Genomic DNA, 17,830 nt, shown 5'->3' on the forward strand with positions numbered 1-17,830 from the left:
GACAGAAAAAATCTCCATGGTAAATCCTAATTCATATAGAATCTGATACAGGCTTTGACATGTTAAAAAAAAGGAAAATATTGATCAAATAAATACCTGCAAAGCTTAAAACTAAATTTTAACACACTAATTATTAAGACAATACTCACATGAAGTATTGTTCTGATGACTCAAATTGTTGGGAAATGCAGAAAAAAAACCGCACATTGTTTCTTCTGGTAGGAATTTGCCTTGTGTTGATCCAAACTAAAGCCCAGGAATCCTTGACAAAAGACGAATTTCATCCTTCAGGAAAAGTATATGGAAGAATCTTTACTAATTTTAATACCTCATTAAAAGGCCCTGACAAACAAACAGCATTTGAAGTCCGTAGGGCCTACTTGGGATATAAATATCTAATATCGCCAGAATTTTCGGCTGAGATAAAACTGGATATTGGTTCTCCCAATGATGCAGAATATTCCCTTCAAAGAAGATTTGGTTACTTTAAAACTGCCGCAATCTACTATCAACCTATAGAAAATCTTCAGCTAACCTTTGGATTGCAGGATGTCATGCAGTTCAAACAACAGGAAAAATTTTGGAATCGTCGTTACATTGTTAGACCTTTTATGGATATTTATAGTTTTGGTCCAAGTGCGGATATAGGAATAAAAGCCATATGGGATAGGAAATTGTTTAATTTAGACATAGCTTTTTTTAATGGTGAAGGTTATTCCAGTCTTCAAAACGACAATACCTTTAAAGCAGCATTGGGATTAACTGTTTTTCCTGCCCATAGATGGACCGTCAGAATTTATGGAGATTTGTCGTCCAAGTCTATCCATCAATCCACAGCAGTAATGTTTGTGGGTTATTCCCATGACCTATTTTCACTGGGCGGGGAATATGCCATGCATTGGAATCGTGATTTTAGGGAGAATCATAACGTTAATGGTTATTCTATAAAAAGTGATGCAAAAATTCTGCCCAGGACGAAAATTTTTTTAAGATATGACAAAATTGATTCCAACATACTGGAAGGAGAATCAACACCTTGGAACCTAGCCAACGATGAATCAGCCTTGACTACCGGAATAGAATATATTCCCATTACGAACATTCGAATAGCAGCCAATTATCAAGATCATTATCCCCAAGCTAGAAATATGGATATGGTTGCCGCCTTTTTTCTGAATATAGAAGCCTCATTTTAAAAAACACTTTCGACATGATAAAAATTCAATTCGTAAAATTAGCAGCAGGATTGTTTTTGATATTCTTGGGACAATCGGGATGTCGGGATTCGGAATATGTTCTTCCAAATGATTATACTACTGTAAGCGATAGAGGCAACGGTACTGGGACCACGATATGGTCGTCTGATAAAGAATACCTTTTAAATGGTATTGTATTTGTTAATGAGGGCCAAACCCTGACCATAGAAGCTGGTACAGTAATCCGTGCTGAACCCGGCCAAGGAGAAAATGCAAGTGCACTGGTCATTGCCAGAGGGGGAAAAATTATTGCCGAAGGAACACCTGAAAAGCCCATTATTTTCACGGTAAAAGGTGATGACCTGAAAGGTTCAATACCCATTGAAAACAACGGATTATGGGGAGGAGTCATCATACTAGGAAATGCACCGGTAAATACACCATCGGGTGAAAATTTGATAGAAGGCCTTCCAACAGAAGACTACCGTGCATTTTACGGTGGAACCAACCGAGAGGATAATTCAGGCATATTAAAATATGTTTCGATTCGTCATGGTGGAACAAAATTGGAAGATGGCAATGAAATTAACGGATTGACGCTAGGAGGAGTTGGTAGCAGAACAACGATAGAATTTGTTGAGGTAATTTCAAACAGAGATGACGGATTTGAATTTTTTGGAGGAACCGTAAACGTTCGCTACTTGCTTTCAGCCTTTTGTGGCGATGATGCTTTTGATTTTGATCTGGGATACCACGGCAATTGCCAATTTTTAACTGGGCTTCAGGCGGGATCAACAGGTGATTTGCTAGTCGAAATAAGCGACCGCAAAGGCTATTCTAAAACAAAACCATTTATCAGCAACGCCACACTGATAGGTCGAGGAATGGACGAAGACGGTATTTCTGCTAAGTTTTACAACAGCGCAGCGGGAACAATTGTAAACTCATTATTTCTTCACCAAACCCATGGCATTTATATTGAATATTCAGCTAACAATTTAGATAGTTTCCAACAATTTGAGAATGGAAATATTAAAATTGCCAACAATGTATTTTACATGATTGGCAATAACTCTGCCCGACAGATATTAAGTGTATCTTCCACTCAATCCATGAACACAACAGAACAAGATTCTATAATTAATGCTTCATTTAAAAAAGAAAATAACCTTTTGGAAGATCCAGAAATTAAATATAACCCACAAAAAATTGATGTTATGAATTTATTACCAGATCATCCAAACTTGGGGGAAGTTTTTATTATCGAGGATGTTTGGTTGAAAAAGCCAAATTTCAAAGGGGCTTTTAGTGAATCCAACAACTGGTTGAAATATTGGAGTATCCTAGATAAAGAAGGTTATCTATTAGAAAATTAATCATAAACATACAATATCAATTCCTTTAAGAATAACTTTTGCCAAGCAGGACTAATTTAGCATATATATATATGCAAATCGGCAAAAAAATACCTGCGTATTAAACAGGTAAACAATCATAAAAAAATCTATTTTTTTATTTTAGCTGTTGTGTTTGTTAATAAGCCACACAAAACCAAAATTCCCCAACTCTACCAGTTTGTCTAAATCCATAAATGAAAAAGCAAAATAAAGAATATTTACTTTTCTCAGTCAAAAAATCTCCGTAAAAGACGTTTTTCTATTTGGAAATAAGGTTGATATCGTTCATTAATTTGTCCCGATATGATTTTCCAATGGGAATTACTTTTGTGCCACTATCGGTTTTTATGACCACCGAATTGTCTTCTATCACCTTTATTTTACTAAAATTGACAATAAAAGAGCGATGTATTCTCATGAATTTATCAGATGGCATCTTATCGGCAATAGCTTTCATGGTAAAATGAATGGTATATTTTTCTTTAAATGTATTTAATACCACATAATTTTCTAATGCCTCAATCCACAGAATATCATCATATTTAATCCGCACAAGTGATCCGTTATTTTTAATAAAAATTTCTGTACTCTCTTTTACAGGACTATCTTTTTTCTCATAGCGCTCTCTAGCACGATTAACGGCTTTAATAAACCGTCCAAATTGGACTGGTTTCAAAAGATAATCGGTTACATCATATTCATATGATTCTAAAGCATATTTTTCCTGAGATGAATATATGATTACTTGGGGAATAATATCCAAGGAATCCAGAAATTCAATTCCGGACATCTCTGGCATTTCAATATCAAGGAAAATCAAATCCACTTTTTCTGCTCCGGCCTGATTAATTGAATTAAAGGCTTCAACAGCACTGGAATATGATCCTGTCAGGTGCAGCCCTTCTGTCCTGCCTACAAACTCTTCAATGATTTTTATTGACAGCTTGTCGTCATCAATAATAATACAATTCATACGTTTAATATTTACTAATTTTGGTCGTATGCCTTTCTTTACATTAATAGTATTGTTACTCCGGCTTGAGAACGGAAAAGGATTAAATCTACATTTAACAAAACCAGACCTGCCAAGGCATATTTGACAGTTGATATAAATCCAAATTTCTATTTTGCCGGTTTGGGCTATGTTGAAAGCTATTGGTTTCCGGCATTCAGGCTCATTTATCTGCCTCTAAATTAATTCAAAAATACAAAATATACTATTTTTAATCAATTTACCGCCAAATTTAACAAATTTAAAGCATGTTAGCATTTAAATTCTCACATTCCTTACCAGATAATTTCTGAAATCCCTCAGATATCCTTAAGTGACGAAATCACAAACTTTCAACACTCACACTTTAATATATGTTTTCGTCAACAACCTAAAATCAACAAAAAAATAAAGCCAAAAAACACCAATAAAATTAGATTACTTCAACATCTATTGTTCTTGAAAGCTTTCTCAATCAGGTCGGCTTTTTTAATTGACTTTCGCATCCAGGCAAGCAATAATTGATTACGATATTTATAATTGATTTTCCACTCGGAAACATCTAGTTGTTTACGAATATGGGTAGAAAAATGTTGCAGCATGATGGCCGCAGCTACTGAGATGTTCAAACTTTCGGTAAAGCCAATCATTGGAATGGTAATAAAATCGTCTGCCAAATTTCTAACCACATCCGAAATACCATTTTTTTCATTGCCTAAGATTAAGGCAACAGGCCCGTTACAAATATCCAGATCATAAAATGGCAAGGCAGTTTTATCTGGAACTGTAGCAATGATTCTATAATTTTTTTTCTTCAAATTGGAAAGAACGGTTTGGGTGGTATTTCCATCCCTATCAGCATAATGATGAAGAGATAGCCATTTGGATGCACCGAGGGCAACATCCGGATTTACTTCATAATTGTTGTCATCGTCAATGATATGCACATCCTGCACGCCAAAACAGTCACAACTTCGAAGTACAGCTGAGGCATTGTGCGAATGAAAAATATTTTCCAGAACAACGGTCAAATAGTTAGTCCTATTATCAATAACCCTTTCAAACAACTGAAATCGTTCAGTTGTCAAAAACTTAGACATGTATTGTATCAGCTCTTTTTCCATATACCTGTAAAAAGGGGTATTTCTCAAAAGAAACACCCCTTTCTTATTCTTTCGACCAAAAAAGAATTAATTTACAGCATCGGTAAGCTCACTACCAGCTTTAAATTTAACAACTTTCTTGGCAGGAATTTGAATTTCCTTACCGGTTTGCGGGTTCCTACCAGTACGGGCACTCCTCTCAGAAACAGAGAAAGAACCAAATCCAACCAGTGCAATCCGGTCACCTTTTTTCAATGCATCGCCGGTCACTTTAATAAAACCATCTAATGCCTTTTTAGCATCGGCCTTGGTCAATCCTGACTCGCCGGCAATTGCTTCAATTAATTGAGCTTTGTTCATAATAAAAATTAATTTTAGGGTTATAAAATAGGTTTCCCAATCTTCCTAGCACAAATATAGACGGTTTTTGGTGTTTACCAAATTTCAAAACACAAAAATTGTATTAAAACATCATTTTTTTTGAACAATGATGCAAAACTGTGGTTAAACAGCCATTTTGTTGCCAGTTCTTTATGCCACACACTATCAATGCCCCTAATATCCTAACAAATTTGAAATCAAATATTTTTATGATCAATTTTTATATTTTGTTCAAAACGGCAAATGCACATTCTTTATAAAAACTCATATTTTTCCAACCCTTTGGCACTTTTAATTCCCCCCAAGACCTTTCCCTCAAATTTACTCTTCCTTAAAGGCCAGGTGATCATTAATCATCCGTGTTATATATTGCTGAATATAGGCTTTCATTAATTTTTCAGCGTTGGCAATTTCGATTTGTCCTTTTAAATTCTTCTTCTGCAAGGGATCTTGAATCAAATCATATATGCCTGTCACCTCTTTCCCGTCAAAATATAATGCATACTTGTCATAAAGAAATTGATACGATTCATTGAAATAATTCATTACAAACCGGTCTTTTTGACCAGAGGACAAAAGATCATTTCCAAAAGCGATAAATGGATAGGGATAATTGATATAAGACATTACAGTAGGGAGGATGTCAACTTGTTGTGCTAAGGCCGTATCCATGCGAGGCTCAATTTCTCCAGGCTTATAGAACAAAATAGGTATAGCAAAACTTTCAGCCGGAGTTTTATATTCTTCATGAAAAGGAATTGTGCAGTGATCAGCCGTAATAATAAAAAGTGTATTCCGGAACCACTCTGCTTTTGACGCTGTCTCAAAAAAACGCTTTAAGGCCATATCAGTGTAGCCCATACATCTGTGCAAAGGAAGAGGTCCTTCCGGGAAATACCCTTCATACTTTTCAGGAACTTTAAAGGGATGATGCGATGAGACAGAAAAAATAGTGGTAAAGAAAGGTTCTTTTAACTGCCCCATATCTTTAGCAAAATATTGAAAAAAGGGTTCATCCCAGATACCCCAAATACCGTCAAAATCATCATCATTATTGTATTCGTTTTTCCCGCGATAGTAATCAAATCCGGCCATTTTAGTAAAAGCCTTAAAGCCCATAGATCCATTAGGGGCTCCATGGTAAAAGGCTGTTTCATAACCTATCTTTTTAAGAAGAAAAGCCATACCGTTGATCCTGTTGTTGGCATATTCCGAAACAATATAGGGTTGCACCAATGATGGCACCGATGCCACTATGGATGGAAGCGCATCAATTGATTTTCGCCCGTTGGCATAAGCATGATTAAAAGCCCATGACTGAGCAATCAGACTGTCCAAAAAGGGTGTATATCCCTTATATTTTCCACCTTCAAGTGTATCATTCAACGCACCTATATGCTCTCGTCCAAAGCTCTCCAAAATAATCAAAACAACATTGGGGTATTTTTTTTCCTTATCTCCACTGCCAAATGATGCAGAACGACTGGGAACGTAAACAGGGGAATATATCTCATCTAGTTTATCCGTTGGAAAGTATTCAACCGGCTGAAACACTGATTTTCCAAGAGTTCGCAAAATGGCAAATGGGGTATTCAAAACAATGGGGATTTGCTCCGGCCTATCCACATATTGGGCAGCATTACTTATATTAATAGGCCGCGTACTGTGCCGAAAGCCACCCCGCATCCCTCCTATAGTTAATCCACCGGCCACTGCCAATACAATGGTGCCGATAATAGTATATTTCCACCAAGGATTTATTCCCTGTGGCTTTGATTTAAATCGACTATACCCCAAAACCATCACCAATATCAATATCAACCAGAAAAGAGTAGCATACCAATAGTCAATAACAAAACGCCCCCACAAGGAAACCATATTATCTTCATGGCTAAAAATCTTAAAAACACTAGCAGTCGTCCTTTTCAAGGTAAATCTATAATAAATAAAGTCGGAAACGTTAGCTGCCAACCCAACTGCATTAGTGATAATAAAAAGCCATTTTAATCCCACCCTGTAGCCTCTACGAAACTTTATCCTGAATGGGATAAGGAATAATAATATATATAGAGCATTAATGTAAAGAATCGCACTCAAATCAAACCGAATCCCTCCATACAAAATCATTGAAAAGGTTTGTAATGACAGATTTTCAAATAAATTACTATTAAAAAAATAAAATGCCACACGACAAATCGAAAAAAGGATCATGACCAATCCCAATCGGTATATCAAAACCAAATACTCATTCCAATTTCTTATATGCTTCATTTTTTTTATTAAATAAAAATCCATGCAAATTTAAGATAATATGAATACAAACTAACGGGCTCCTCACAACCAACAAAAAAAGAGACTGTTCAAAAAAAACAGTCTCACATTAAAAATTTATCAATTGAATGCTATTTACTCTTCCTAGCTTGATCCCTTAGTTGGTCAATTCGAGCCATAACCTCCCTTAAATTGTCTGGATATGATTCCTGTTGACTATTCTTATTTTTAATATTCGGGAAAGTCGGTTCAGTCGTCAAATTCTTCTGATTTTTTTGAGGATGTGGATTTAAATCAAAATTGGGATAGATTCTTGGTTCAGAAAAATTTTCCACCTCTTCATAATCTAAAAAGTCCAAATAACGCAACAACTCTTCGAAGAATTCCGCTTTGTCGTCTCGTACTTTTATGCGATAATGTTTCATATTTTCTATATTTTTAATTTTTACTTGAAATTATTTAAAGCTCATTTCACCTATTATCTCATAATAGAATAACAAAATGGAATCTAAAAAGTTAACAAATTCCATACCATACAAGTGAAATTAATTATTTTTACAAATGATTTAGCATTTTCCACTTCTTCAATCGCAGAATTTAAACTAATATTTTATCATAAAAGCCCTCAACATTAATGTGTTAAACCCCTCTTGAGTGTAAAATTGAATTTTATCTCAAGATTAATACAAAAAAGATTACACCACCTTTTAAGCCTAATAATCAAAATTCTAAACATTACAAGTACTATAACGAGATAAAAGTCAAAAATAAATTTACATAAATCAGATAAAATTTGGAAATAAACTAATTAATTTTCTTTTAATTTTGTCAAAAATGGATCACGGTTTCATTATTTAATTTTAAACTTTTCTTGTTCGAAACAATCCTATTTTTTGAACAAAAAGAAGAGAGGCTCTCTTTTGAATTAAGTTATGACCTCAAAAAAACAGATAAATCACAATAAATCTGCCATCATGAAACAATATGAAAAATTAGCAACAGAACTTATCGACTTTATTCATGAAAGCCCAAGTCCTTTTCACGTGGTAGAAAATGCTTGCCGACTTTTGGAGAAAGCCGGATTTCAAAAACTGGAACTGCACGATACATGGGCACTCAAAAAGGGCCAAAAATATTATACCACCAGAAATGGCTCTGCCCTCTTTGCATTTATTATCGGTAGTGAACCGGCTCACAAGGAAGGAATTAGAATGATCTGTGCGCACAGCGATTCTCCTTCATTTAAAATCAAGCCCTCACCCGAGATAATTGGTGACGACTACTATATTTCCATAAACACAGAGGTATATGGCGGTCCAATTCTTATGAGTTGGCTTGACCGGCCTCTCTCTATGGCTGGAAGGATTGTCATAAAAGGGGAAGAATTATTGAAACCGGAAATCCGATTGGTCAATTTTAACCGACCGATGCTCATCATCCCAAGTTTAGCCATCCACTTAAATCGCCAAGTAAACGAAGGTGTTAAGTTCAATCAACAAAAAGACATGCTACCCCTTATAGGGATATTGAATGAAGACACCTCCCCTAAAGGAGTCCTAAAAGAACTACTGGCAAGGGAAGCAGGAATTGATGCCGAACGAATACTCGACTTTGACCTAACCCTTAATGAATACCAGAGAGGTTGCATCATGGGTGCTGATAATGCCTTTATCTCCAGTCCCCGTCTGGACGATCTTGCTATGGTACATGCAGGTTTAAAAGCCATCACCAAAGCTTCTCCAGATGAAGCAACATTTATGTTAAGTATCTTTGATAATGAAGAAGTAGGAAGTCAGACCAAACAAGGGGCAGGTTCTCCTCTTTTTAAAAATATTTTCTATCGCATTCTCAAACAATTAGGCAACGACGAAGAGGCCATTCAGCAAGCCATTTATCGTTCTTTTATGATATCAGCCGACATGGCTCATTCAGTACATCCCAATTTACCTGAAAAACATGATCCGGTATTGCACCCACTGATAAATAAAGGGCCGGTTATAAAAATCCACGCCAACCAGAAATATACCACGGATGGTGACAGTGGTGCCGTATTTGAATCATTGTGCCAACTAGCTGGTGTTCCGTGCCAGAGATTTGTTAATCGCAGCGATATGGTCGGCGGATCAACCTTGGGAAACATTCTGACTTCACAACTGGATATCCGATCGGTGGATGTGGGAAACCCCATGTTGTCCATGCATTCGGTCAGAGAACTTGCTGGGGTTAAAGACCATTATTATATGATTAGAGTATTCGAAAAGTTTTTTGGATCCAATAAATAAATTTGTGGATGAAACGAACAGTACGAATTAGATTGTCCAAAAAAAGAATACCAAGCAAAAGATCATAAGAGTTCTACCAGAACAACAAGTTAATCTAATTTCATCCGTATAAAATTTACTTAAGTTATTGGTTGGATGGAACTCGAATGCCCCTATGTTTATACATGTTCTTTTGGACAAAAATCAACTTGCTCGTTTCATTCTTATAAATACATGCAATGGGAGAAGGCTTCCACCGGGAATTCAATGATACCTTTCCTCTCCCCTTGCTTAATTTTCATTTAGGTTATCATTGTATCTTATTATGGAACGATAAATGATATCCTGAATTCTTGTTCGATAATTACCTTCTATTAGTTTCTTATTATACTGGTGGGGATGGACTCTGTTCGAAAGAAAGACGTAAACAATTTCTGTTTCAGGATCAGCCCAAGCAAGTGTTCCTGTGAAGCCGCTGTGTCCAAACGAGGAAAGAGATGCCTGCCTCGAGACAGGACTCTCTTTTTTGCTATCCGGTTCGGGTTTATCAAAACCCAAACCACGCCGATTTTGTTTGTGAACACGACTGGTAAATAGTTTTACCGTTCCGGAATTCAGGTATTTCTTTCCTCCGTATCGACCACCGTTCAGGTACATCTGCATCAATTTTGCAATATCCAACGCGTTGGAAAACAAGCCGGCATGTCCGGCTACTCCTCCCATCATGGCAGCTCCGGGATCATGAACCCACCCATGAATCAACTGCTTACGAAAAGCCTTGTCCTCTTCCGTAGGAACAATCCGTTTCTGTTCAAAATGATTAACAGGCAAAAAAGAGGTGTTGAACATACCAAGCGGTTCATAAAAATATTCTTTAACATATTTATCTAACGATTTATTCGAGAGTCGATGCACCAACTCACCCAAAAAATAAAACCCCAAATCACTATAACGATATTGACCTCTTCGATACAACCTTGAATCAATGACCTGCAACATCATCGAATCCAGATAAAATTTATTTATAAACCAATTTTTGGCAACCGCAACTGAAAAAATGGAATCGCTAAACTCCCGAAATACATCCTTCCGATACGCCACCGTTCGGTTCAGATATATATATTCGTCAAGTTTTATGTTATAGAGCCATGAATATCTTCCGGCAAACAAGCTACCCTTCAACTTGCTTTTATCAATTGCTTCCAAATAAAATGGGATATAGGATGCCAAACCGCTTTCGTGTAACAATAACTCTTTTATGGTTAAAGAGGACTTTTCGGTGGAATCAACTTCAGTAAAAAAAAGACCTAGTGTATCCTGCATTCTCCATTTTTTTTCGTCAAACAACTTCATTAGAGCAGGAATTGTGGCTGCAATTTTTGTTATGGAAGCCAAATCGTAAATATCATTTTCTTTTACAGGTCTTGTCTTCTTATATGTATGATATCCATATGCTTTGTTCCAAACCACCACCCCATCACGAACCACCACCACTTGACCTCCAGGAAGAGCTTTTTCTCGAATCGCTTCTAACATGAGAGTATCTATTTTAAGTAAACTATCGGTCAACATCGACACCTCCTCCGGTACACCAAACTTCAAACGGGTTTGAGAACCCCTTAATGAAAAGTCTTCAATCCTTTTGACCCAATAATCTGACATCCTTGCTCTTTCGATATCCATGCCCAAAAACAAAGCCTGAGCCAAGCTTTCCCAAACAACTGGCCATTCCGAAGTACCGATAATAAGCAACTCTAACTCTTCCGGAAAGGAATGTTCTTCAAAAAAGTTACCAGAATAACCTACCGCTAAAGCAATTTTAGACTCCGGGTTTTGTAATCTTATTTCTCTTATTCTTTGTCTAATAATGGAATCTGTCAATTCCTTTCCCCCATAAAGCCAAACCACTAAATCTGCAGGAATGGAATCCCTCTCTTCTATTTTAACATGATTAGCTGCCATGGAAAAAAAAATTGAAATCTGATTTTCCGAAGCATCAGGTATTATCTTAATCTTTTTATCACTCAAATTTGCAGACAAAAAAGAATTATCCTCCCTACCAAACATTCGAATCCCCTTTTCAAAAGCAATTCTTCTGGCATAAGTACTAAATGGTCTTGACACAGGTATGGAAACAAAGCTCTCTTCAAATAGAACCGACTGCTCAAGAAAATCCATTATTTTTTTACATCCTACATTCAAAAGCTCTTCATTCAGCATTTTAAATTGATAAGCCCTAAGCAAACGATTAAAATCCCTTTGGTAATCCGAGGTCAGAAAAACCGTACCTTGCTGAACAAGCATTTCAAAATTCGGAACTATTGCAATTTCTGGCGTATCCACTTTCTGCATTCCAGGATTGATAACAATATTTTTACTACCTGCTAACCCCAAAGACTGTAAGTCGATAAACAGTTTCTCCGGAAGTGGAACAACAGGAATCTTAAAAATCTCTCTTTCTTGTGCAAGCCATAAAGCCAATGAATTATAAGAAGGGACATTAAGTCCTTTTCTATCGCAGATATCAAACAAATATTCCCCAGAAGCTAGGAGGCCCGAAATCTTATTTTGAGCCATAAAATTCATCAAATCTTCTCTCAAAATATGGCGATGCAGAGAATCTCTGACACATTGGATTGCTCTAATATCAGGAAAAGGAATCTCCCTATCAGAAGTTTTAAAACCATTTATAACATTGATCATCGCCATTTTATTCCACACACTGAAGTCAGCCTCCTCTGTTTTTGGAAAAATAATTTTTCCATTTTCCAGATGATGAGATGGCAGCAGCAGGAGACTAATTTTCTGTTGCAAGCTCATTTCATCTACCGACCTTCTACTTTCAGCCGACGACACATGTCTCAATGCTTTCAGGTCAGCAACCATTCCCGTTGCTAATAACATAGCAATTACGCAAAGAACGATCTTTTCAGTCATCCTTAAAACGATCATCTGTTTTCCCCCGCTCTTTTTACATCTTTTAGTATGGCTCTTTCCTTTGTAATATCCAAAACAACAAAAAAACACGGAACCTGCCAATTAATTCCATGAAATCATTTTTAAAGAAAATTTTTCCGGATAAATTCAGGTGGAATTAAAAATAAAGTGTTAATTTGTGCTTCCCTAAAAGCAAGAATAAACGTTTATCAAATTACATTATCTATTCACATATGTTGGATTCAGATTTAAGCAATGCCCTAAACCAAGACTGGGGAGATAAGGTCATTCTGGTTGTCGAAGACGTGGATACCAATAAAATATTCTTTGATGCAGCCTTACGTCGAACCAGCGCTAAAATATTATGGGCCAAAGACGGCCAAAAGGCCATTGAGCTTTTTAAAGACAATGAAGTTGATTTGGTGTTGATGGATTTGCAATTGCCCATAATGGATGGATACACTGCCACTCGCGAAATAAAAAAAATCAATCCCAACATACCCATCATTGCACAGACGGCTCATGTCATGTCCGGCGAACGCGAAAAATGTATGGAGGCAGGTTGCGATGATTATTTAGCCAAACCCATTCGGTTAAAGGTATTAATTGAAACCCTGTCCAAATATTTAAATTCTGACGAATAAAAAATCTATTGGTTTCTATCTAAAATTGCGACAGTTTTATTGGTAAATAAATCTCTCCAATTTTAATTTCTCAGCACATAAACAATATTCATTATATTCTGGAAAAGAAAAGGTCCCTTTCTTAAGAAATGCAATTCTCTTTATTATCATTTTTTTTGCGCATTTATGGATTCTTAAGAAAAAAAGTAACCTCTTAATATTAAACTTTATCTGCATTCATTTTTATTGCGACGGGAGTCAAAACCAGATTTTTATTTTCCATCAGCTTCTTTGAATATGCAGGATCTGTTCGTTTTAGTATCTCTTCACTTTGTTGAAAAAATCCTGTATTAATTGAAAAAATAAATCTTCTGAATTATTTTCCCCTATTTTAGCGATCTGGATTATTTCAGAGTTCTCCAACCTGCAAGCCAAAATAAGATTAAATGAAAAATTTAATATACCCCCTTATGCTTTTCATCTTAGAACTTTCTTATTTCCAGGATGGCACAGCACAAATATCAACTTACTCAACACCTGCAGGGTTCAATCAAGCCAACTCCCTGAAAAGCATCAAAAACATTCCGCAAAAATTATTGGACTCGGTCAATGTCGATTTTCAAAAATCATTAGATCAGAAAAACGGCATTCCAAACCGAATAGGGATAGTTCAAAACATGAATATTAACATCAGAGAGGAAGGAATAAAAAGCACCCTTGGGCACATTAATATCTGGCGCTTTAAGATCAATTGTCCAGATGCCAAAGCTCTCGGGTTGTTTTTTAACAACTACTTATTACCTCCCGGTGGTGAACTGTACGTTTACACCTCCGACACAACACATATACTGGGGGCCTATACCAATATCAACAATAAAAATTATCGGCAGTTATCCATTGGATCCATTGATGGAAATGATATCATAATCGAATACAACGAACCGATAACTCCTCAATTTGAAGGTGAAATTGTTCTGGAATCGGTATTTACTGCCTACCGAAGCCTAGCAGAAGCCGGCAGTACTTTCATCGATATCAATTGTGACGAAGGCAATGATTGGCAGGATCTGAAACGATCCGTATGTCTGATGAGTTTTGCAGAAGAAAACTCATGGTATGTTTGCACTGGAGCATTGATTAATAATGTTAGACAAGACGAAACCCCTTTCTTTTTATCTGCCAACCACTGTATCAGCTCACAAGGGGTTGCACAAACCCTTGTCACCTACTTTAATTATGAAAATTCCACCTGCAACGGCAACGATGCCTCACTAGATCAATCCATTTCCGGAGCAACTCTTATGGCCACAAGCAGTTACAATGACTTTACCCTACTGAAACTTTCCACACCTCCACCTACCGATTACCAACCATATTATGCCGGATGGAACGCAAATGATGAGCTAACCACCGGATCAACAACCTGCATCCATCATCCGGGAGGAAATCCAAAGAGTATAGCGATTGACCGCGATGAACCAGTTAATTACCCCTATAGTATTAGATGGGATGATAATTTGGTTACCAGTCCAGACACCCACTGGCAGGTAGAATACGATGAAGGTGCAGATGCCAGTGGCTCTTCGGGAAGTCCGTTATTCGACGATGATAAAAGGATAATAGGTCAGTTGCACGGAGGGGATGATGAAATCTCTCTTTTTGGGAAATTCTCTGTTTCCTGGGATTACTATTCGACGCCTTCTTCCCAATTAAAATACTGGCTCGATCCGGATGATACCGGAATCACTGTTTTGGATGGCATTAACTACAATCGCCAGCCCAACGCCGATTTTGAAAGTGATGTTTCCTTGGCTTGTTTAAACACGGCGATCAACCTCTCAGACCTTAGCAAAGGCCAACCAACACAATGGTATTGGACTGTGGAACCCGAAACATTTCAATTCGTAAACGGGACTGACCCAAACACTCAAAATCCGCAGGTGCTTTTCACCAAAGAGGGTTCCTATTCGATCACTCTGATTGTCGCCAACAATTATGGTTCGGACACCATTACCTACGAAAATCTCATTGAAGCAAAAAGTGTATTCCCGGTAGCTTTCTCAAACATGACCGATGAAATATCTCTTTGCGGTAAAAGTATGGATCAATATGAACTTGAAGCGCAGGGCGCCGAAAATTATTCATTTACCATATCAGAAGAAAATTTCTTTGATTATGATATCAATGACAATCTTTTGACCTTAACGATTAACGATAAGGCTCGTCAAAACGGTTCTTTCGATGTTACTGTCACCACCACAGGCGGACATGGCAGTTGCCTCTTCTCCGACAGTGTTTTAATTCATGTTTCATTCCCGGTAAATGACAATATAGAAAATGCCATAAATCTGAAATTGGGCAACAATGGCACTTTCACCTTAAATTGCGGGACCATAGAACCCAATGAACCGGCACCCCCCAGTGGAGAATGTTCATCAACAACCCTATGTTCTACTTCCGAGGCACAAGAGGATGACATTTCCACATGGTTTAGTTTTAAAGCCCCCTCCAACGGTAAAATAACCATAAACGGACAAGGTTCCGGTGCTCAATTTGCAGTTTACCAAGCAGACACATATAGCGATATTATTTCCGGTAAAGATTCTTTTTCATTGATTGCTGCCACAGGCTATTCTTCTTCACCTACCCTTAAAAATTTAAACGTAAACCGTTTTAACACCTATTGGCTACAGGTCTTTAGTGACCAAAGCGATGTGGAAACAATGGAAATAACGCTTTTGAGCAATACCATAGAAGTTTATCCCAATCCTTCCGACGGCATCTTTCATCTGACCATCTCAGGTGTTTCAGAAGAAGAGAGTGCCACTATTAAGGTTTTCACACAAAACGGAAGACAACTACTAGCTCAAAACATCACCATCAGTCCTCAAAATACTTCTTTTGATCTAAACCTTACAGGATATCCTTCGGGCACCTATTTGATTTATGTCCAAACTTCACAAGGGGAATTGGTCAGGAAAGTGATGCTGAGACCCTAACCGGGAAATAAGACACCAGCTTTTTTATTTTATCAAAAACAGAGTATGATCGGTTACTTCCAGCCCGTAATCATCAAAGGCTTTAATGTCAATCTTGCCAATTTTCCCTTGAAGCGTATCCGGTATATTCCCCATCCACAAATGGGGTGAACCAGAACTTCGCAAAGCCGCTCTCCGGCTGAATTTGGTTGGGAAAACATCACTTCTGTTCATAGCGACGATACGAGCCACCTCCGGTGCGGTCATCTTAATACGCTCCATAGCCTGCCACCCCTGGTTATTAATGTTCATATATACCTTAGTGTGCTCCGATCCGGCATAAACATTTACCACAACACAATTTTTATCAAGTTTTTGCAGCATTTCCACTTTGGTATCAATAGTATCCTGACCGTTAACCCAAATATTCATTTGTTGCGAAGCATCCATACCTATTCCTTTAAATCGAAAGGAATAATCACTTCCATCAAAATCTATAGTAAAGTAATTCCTGGGAGAACCATCTTGCATCAAGGCATGCGGGACGCCGTAAAGGTATCGTTCACCTGTCCACCAAGAACCACAGGAAGCTCCAACGCCCAACTCGGCAATATTATCTGAAAAAATATGCCTTCCAACCCGGTGTGTATGGCCAGTAAGGATTAACACTTTCCTGCTTGCACCAATAACAGAAAATAAGTCTTCTTTATTCCGTGTATGAGTCATTGGAATATGTTGACAAATTACAACAAGTTTATTTTCCGGTACCAGGGAAAGGTCATTTTTCACAAATCTAATCTGTTCAGGAGAAATAAATCCAAAATATGACCTTCCCCCTTCAGACCAAACATTGTTCAAAACAATAAAATGTACATCACCGTAATTAAAAGCATAGTGAGAAGCGCCAAAAAAGCTGTTAAAAGTACTATCTTGATGTTCTGTATGATAATTCCTGTCATGATTCCCGTAAACCGTCCAGGAAGGGGCATTTAACTGTTCCAGCATGTTTGCTATAAAAGGCTCCAATTGACTATCACTATTGACCAAATCTCCTAAAAAAATATGAAAATCCAAATCGTTGCGCGATAAGAGCTCCTTCATCAATGTTTTGCTGGCATAAGATGCTTCTTGAAGGTTGTCAATTTGCACATCTCCAATAGCCCCAATTCTGAATTTATTTTTTGGCTCAACTTCAATTAAAGGAATTGATATGGACAAGACAGTATCTTCAACAAAACGCCCCAGATAACTAAAGGCTGCGTTTTTTATTTTGACAGGCACATCATATTTTGACGGTAAAATAGGGAATAAACTGCTACCTAAGGGAACTCTTAGCTCGAATTCGCCTTTACGGTTACTCACAACAATCGTATCACCATTTGACAAGGGAATGTTTTTTAATAGGCGCTCCCCTTTATCATATATGCTGTTACCATTTTTATCCCAATACACCCTTCCTGAAACATAGGTTGATTGCCCTTTAACCAAGAAAGACTGACAAAATAAGATAGCTACCCAAAACAAACAATATCGTATCATTGATTTTATATTTTTCATGACAATAATTCAACATAGTTCAATGTGTTCGCAAAAATAAATTAAAACATTTTACACATATCGACTCTAAAGCACTGGTCGAAACAGAAAAAAAATAAACAGAAAAGGGTGCCCCCTAAACTCTTTTTGGCACCC

Annotated in this window: 12 protein-coding genes; 5 read left to right on the forward strand and 7 right to left on the reverse strand. The window is 37.1% G+C overall.

The annotated features are described in order from the left end of the window. Positions 1-185: 185 nt before the first annotated feature. Entirely contained in the window at positions 186-1,196 is a 1,011-nt protein-coding gene (locus tag ACT29H_RS04710) for a porin (protein ID WP_444820449.1), read from the forward strand. A 14-nt stretch (positions 1,197-1,210) separates the two neighbouring features. Beyond that, positions 1,211-2,572: a hypothetical protein gene (locus tag ACT29H_RS04715; protein ID WP_444820450.1), complete on the forward strand. Its 1,362-nt coding sequence runs from the start codon at positions 1,211-1,213 to the stop codon at positions 2,570-2,572. Between the two features lie 280 nt (positions 2,573-2,852). Here the strand turns inward: ACT29H_RS04715 and ACT29H_RS04720 are convergent, their stop codons facing one another. The 5 genes from ACT29H_RS04720 to ACT29H_RS04740 form a co-directional block, all read right to left on the reverse strand. Next, positions 2,853-3,566, reverse strand: a complete 714-nt coding sequence (locus ACT29H_RS04720; protein WP_444820451.1) for a LytR/AlgR family response regulator transcription factor — start codon at positions 3,564-3,566, stop codon at positions 2,853-2,855. Positions 3,567-4,027: 461 nt separating this feature from the next. Beyond that, positions 4,028-4,684 (reverse strand): TrmH family RNA methyltransferase, encoded by a 657-nt coding sequence (locus ACT29H_RS04725; protein ID WP_444820452.1) that lies wholly within the window; start codon positions 4,682-4,684, stop codon positions 4,028-4,030. Positions 4,685-4,774: 90 nt separating this feature from the next. Further along, the gene (locus tag ACT29H_RS04730; RefSeq protein WP_444820453.1) at positions 4,775-5,047 is read right to left on the reverse strand and encodes an HU family DNA-binding protein; all 273 of its coding nucleotides are present in this window, start codon (positions 5,045-5,047) and stop codon (positions 4,775-4,777) included. 342 nt (positions 5,048-5,389) lie between these two features. Then, positions 5,390-7,339 (reverse strand): LTA synthase family protein, encoded by a 1,950-nt coding sequence (locus tag ACT29H_RS04735; RefSeq protein ID WP_444820454.1) that lies wholly within the window; start codon positions 7,337-7,339, stop codon positions 5,390-5,392. A 131-nt stretch (positions 7,340-7,470) separates the two neighbouring features. After that, a complete protein-coding gene (locus ACT29H_RS04740; protein WP_444820455.1) occupies positions 7,471-7,764 on the reverse strand; it encodes a hypothetical protein in 294 nt (97 codons plus the stop codon). Positions 7,765-8,313: 549 nt separating this feature from the next. Here ACT29H_RS04740 and ACT29H_RS04745 point away from each other — a divergent pair. Next, a complete protein-coding gene (locus ACT29H_RS04745; protein ID WP_444820456.1) occupies positions 8,314-9,621 on the forward strand; it encodes a M18 family aminopeptidase in 1,308 nt (435 codons plus the stop codon). Positions 9,622-9,891: 270 nt separating this feature from the next. On the opposite strand, the gene ACT29H_RS04750 is transcribed toward ACT29H_RS04745, so the two are convergent. Beyond that, positions 9,892-12,537 (reverse strand): serine hydrolase domain-containing protein, encoded by a 2,646-nt coding sequence (locus tag ACT29H_RS04750; RefSeq protein ID WP_444820457.1) that lies wholly within the window; start codon positions 12,535-12,537, stop codon positions 9,892-9,894. A gap of 233 nt (positions 12,538-12,770) precedes the next feature. Between ACT29H_RS04750 and ACT29H_RS04755 the strand changes: the two genes are divergently transcribed. Together ACT29H_RS04755 and ACT29H_RS04760 are read left to right on the forward strand one after the other, a co-directional pair. Beyond that, positions 12,771-13,181: a response regulator gene (locus ACT29H_RS04755; protein WP_444820458.1), complete on the forward strand. Its 411-nt coding sequence runs from the start codon at positions 12,771-12,773 to the stop codon at positions 13,179-13,181. 425 nt (positions 13,182-13,606) lie between these two features. Next, positions 13,607-16,159: a T9SS type A sorting domain-containing protein gene (locus ACT29H_RS04760; protein WP_444820459.1), complete on the forward strand. Its 2,553-nt coding sequence runs from the start codon at positions 13,607-13,609 to the stop codon at positions 16,157-16,159. A 24-nt stretch (positions 16,160-16,183) separates the two neighbouring features. On the opposite strand, the gene ACT29H_RS04765 is transcribed toward ACT29H_RS04760, so the two are convergent. After that, positions 16,184-17,677: a calcineurin-like phosphoesterase C-terminal domain-containing protein gene (locus ACT29H_RS04765; protein ID WP_444820460.1), complete on the reverse strand. Its 1,494-nt coding sequence runs from the start codon at positions 17,675-17,677 to the stop codon at positions 16,184-16,186. Between the last annotated feature and the right edge of the window lie 153 nt (positions 17,678-17,830).

The organism is Thermophagus sp. OGC60D27, from assembly GCF_052400625.1.
Taxonomy (GTDB): Bacteria; Bacteroidota; Bacteroidia; order Bacteroidales; family Marinilabiliaceae; genus Thermophagus.

Excerpts from the sequence above, each read along its gene's own strand:
- ACT29H_RS04730 (WP_444820453.1), bottom strand. The coding sequence starts at position 5,047 with ATGAACAAAGCTCAATTAATTGAAGCAATTGCCGGCGAGTCAGGATTG.
- ACT29H_RS04715 (WP_444820450.1), top strand. The coding sequence starts at position 1,211 with ATGATAAAAATTCAATTCGTAAAATTAGCAGCAGGATTGTTTTTGATA.
- ACT29H_RS04720 (WP_444820451.1), bottom strand. The coding sequence starts at position 3,566 with ATGAATTGTATTATTATTGATGACGACAAGCTGTCAATAAAAATCATT.
- ACT29H_RS04765 (WP_444820460.1), bottom strand. The coding sequence starts at position 17,677 with ATGATACGATATTGTTTGTTTTGGGTAGCTATCTTATTTTGTCAGTCT.
- ACT29H_RS04710 (WP_444820449.1), top strand. The coding sequence starts at position 186 with ATGCAGAAAAAAAACCGCACATTGTTTCTTCTGGTAGGAATTTGCCTT.
- ACT29H_RS04735 (WP_444820454.1), bottom strand. The coding sequence starts at position 7,339 with ATGAAGCATATAAGAAATTGGAATGAGTATTTGGTTTTGATATACCGA.
- ACT29H_RS04740 (WP_444820455.1), bottom strand. The coding sequence starts at position 7,764 with ATGAAACATTATCGCATAAAAGTACGAGACGACAAAGCGGAATTCTTC.
- ACT29H_RS04755 (WP_444820458.1), top strand. The coding sequence starts at position 12,771 with ATGTTGGATTCAGATTTAAGCAATGCCCTAAACCAAGACTGGGGAGAT.
- ACT29H_RS04745 (WP_444820456.1), top strand. The coding sequence starts at position 8,314 with ATGAAACAATATGAAAAATTAGCAACAGAACTTATCGACTTTATTCAT.
- ACT29H_RS04760 (WP_444820459.1), top strand. The coding sequence starts at position 13,607 with ATGAAAAATTTAATATACCCCCTTATGCTTTTCATCTTAGAACTTTCT.
- ACT29H_RS04725 (WP_444820452.1), bottom strand. The coding sequence starts at position 4,684 with ATGTCTAAGTTTTTGACAACTGAACGATTTCAGTTGTTTGAAAGGGTT.
- ACT29H_RS04750 (WP_444820457.1), bottom strand. The coding sequence starts at position 12,537 with ATGACTGAAAAGATCGTTCTTTGCGTAATTGCTATGTTATTAGCAACG.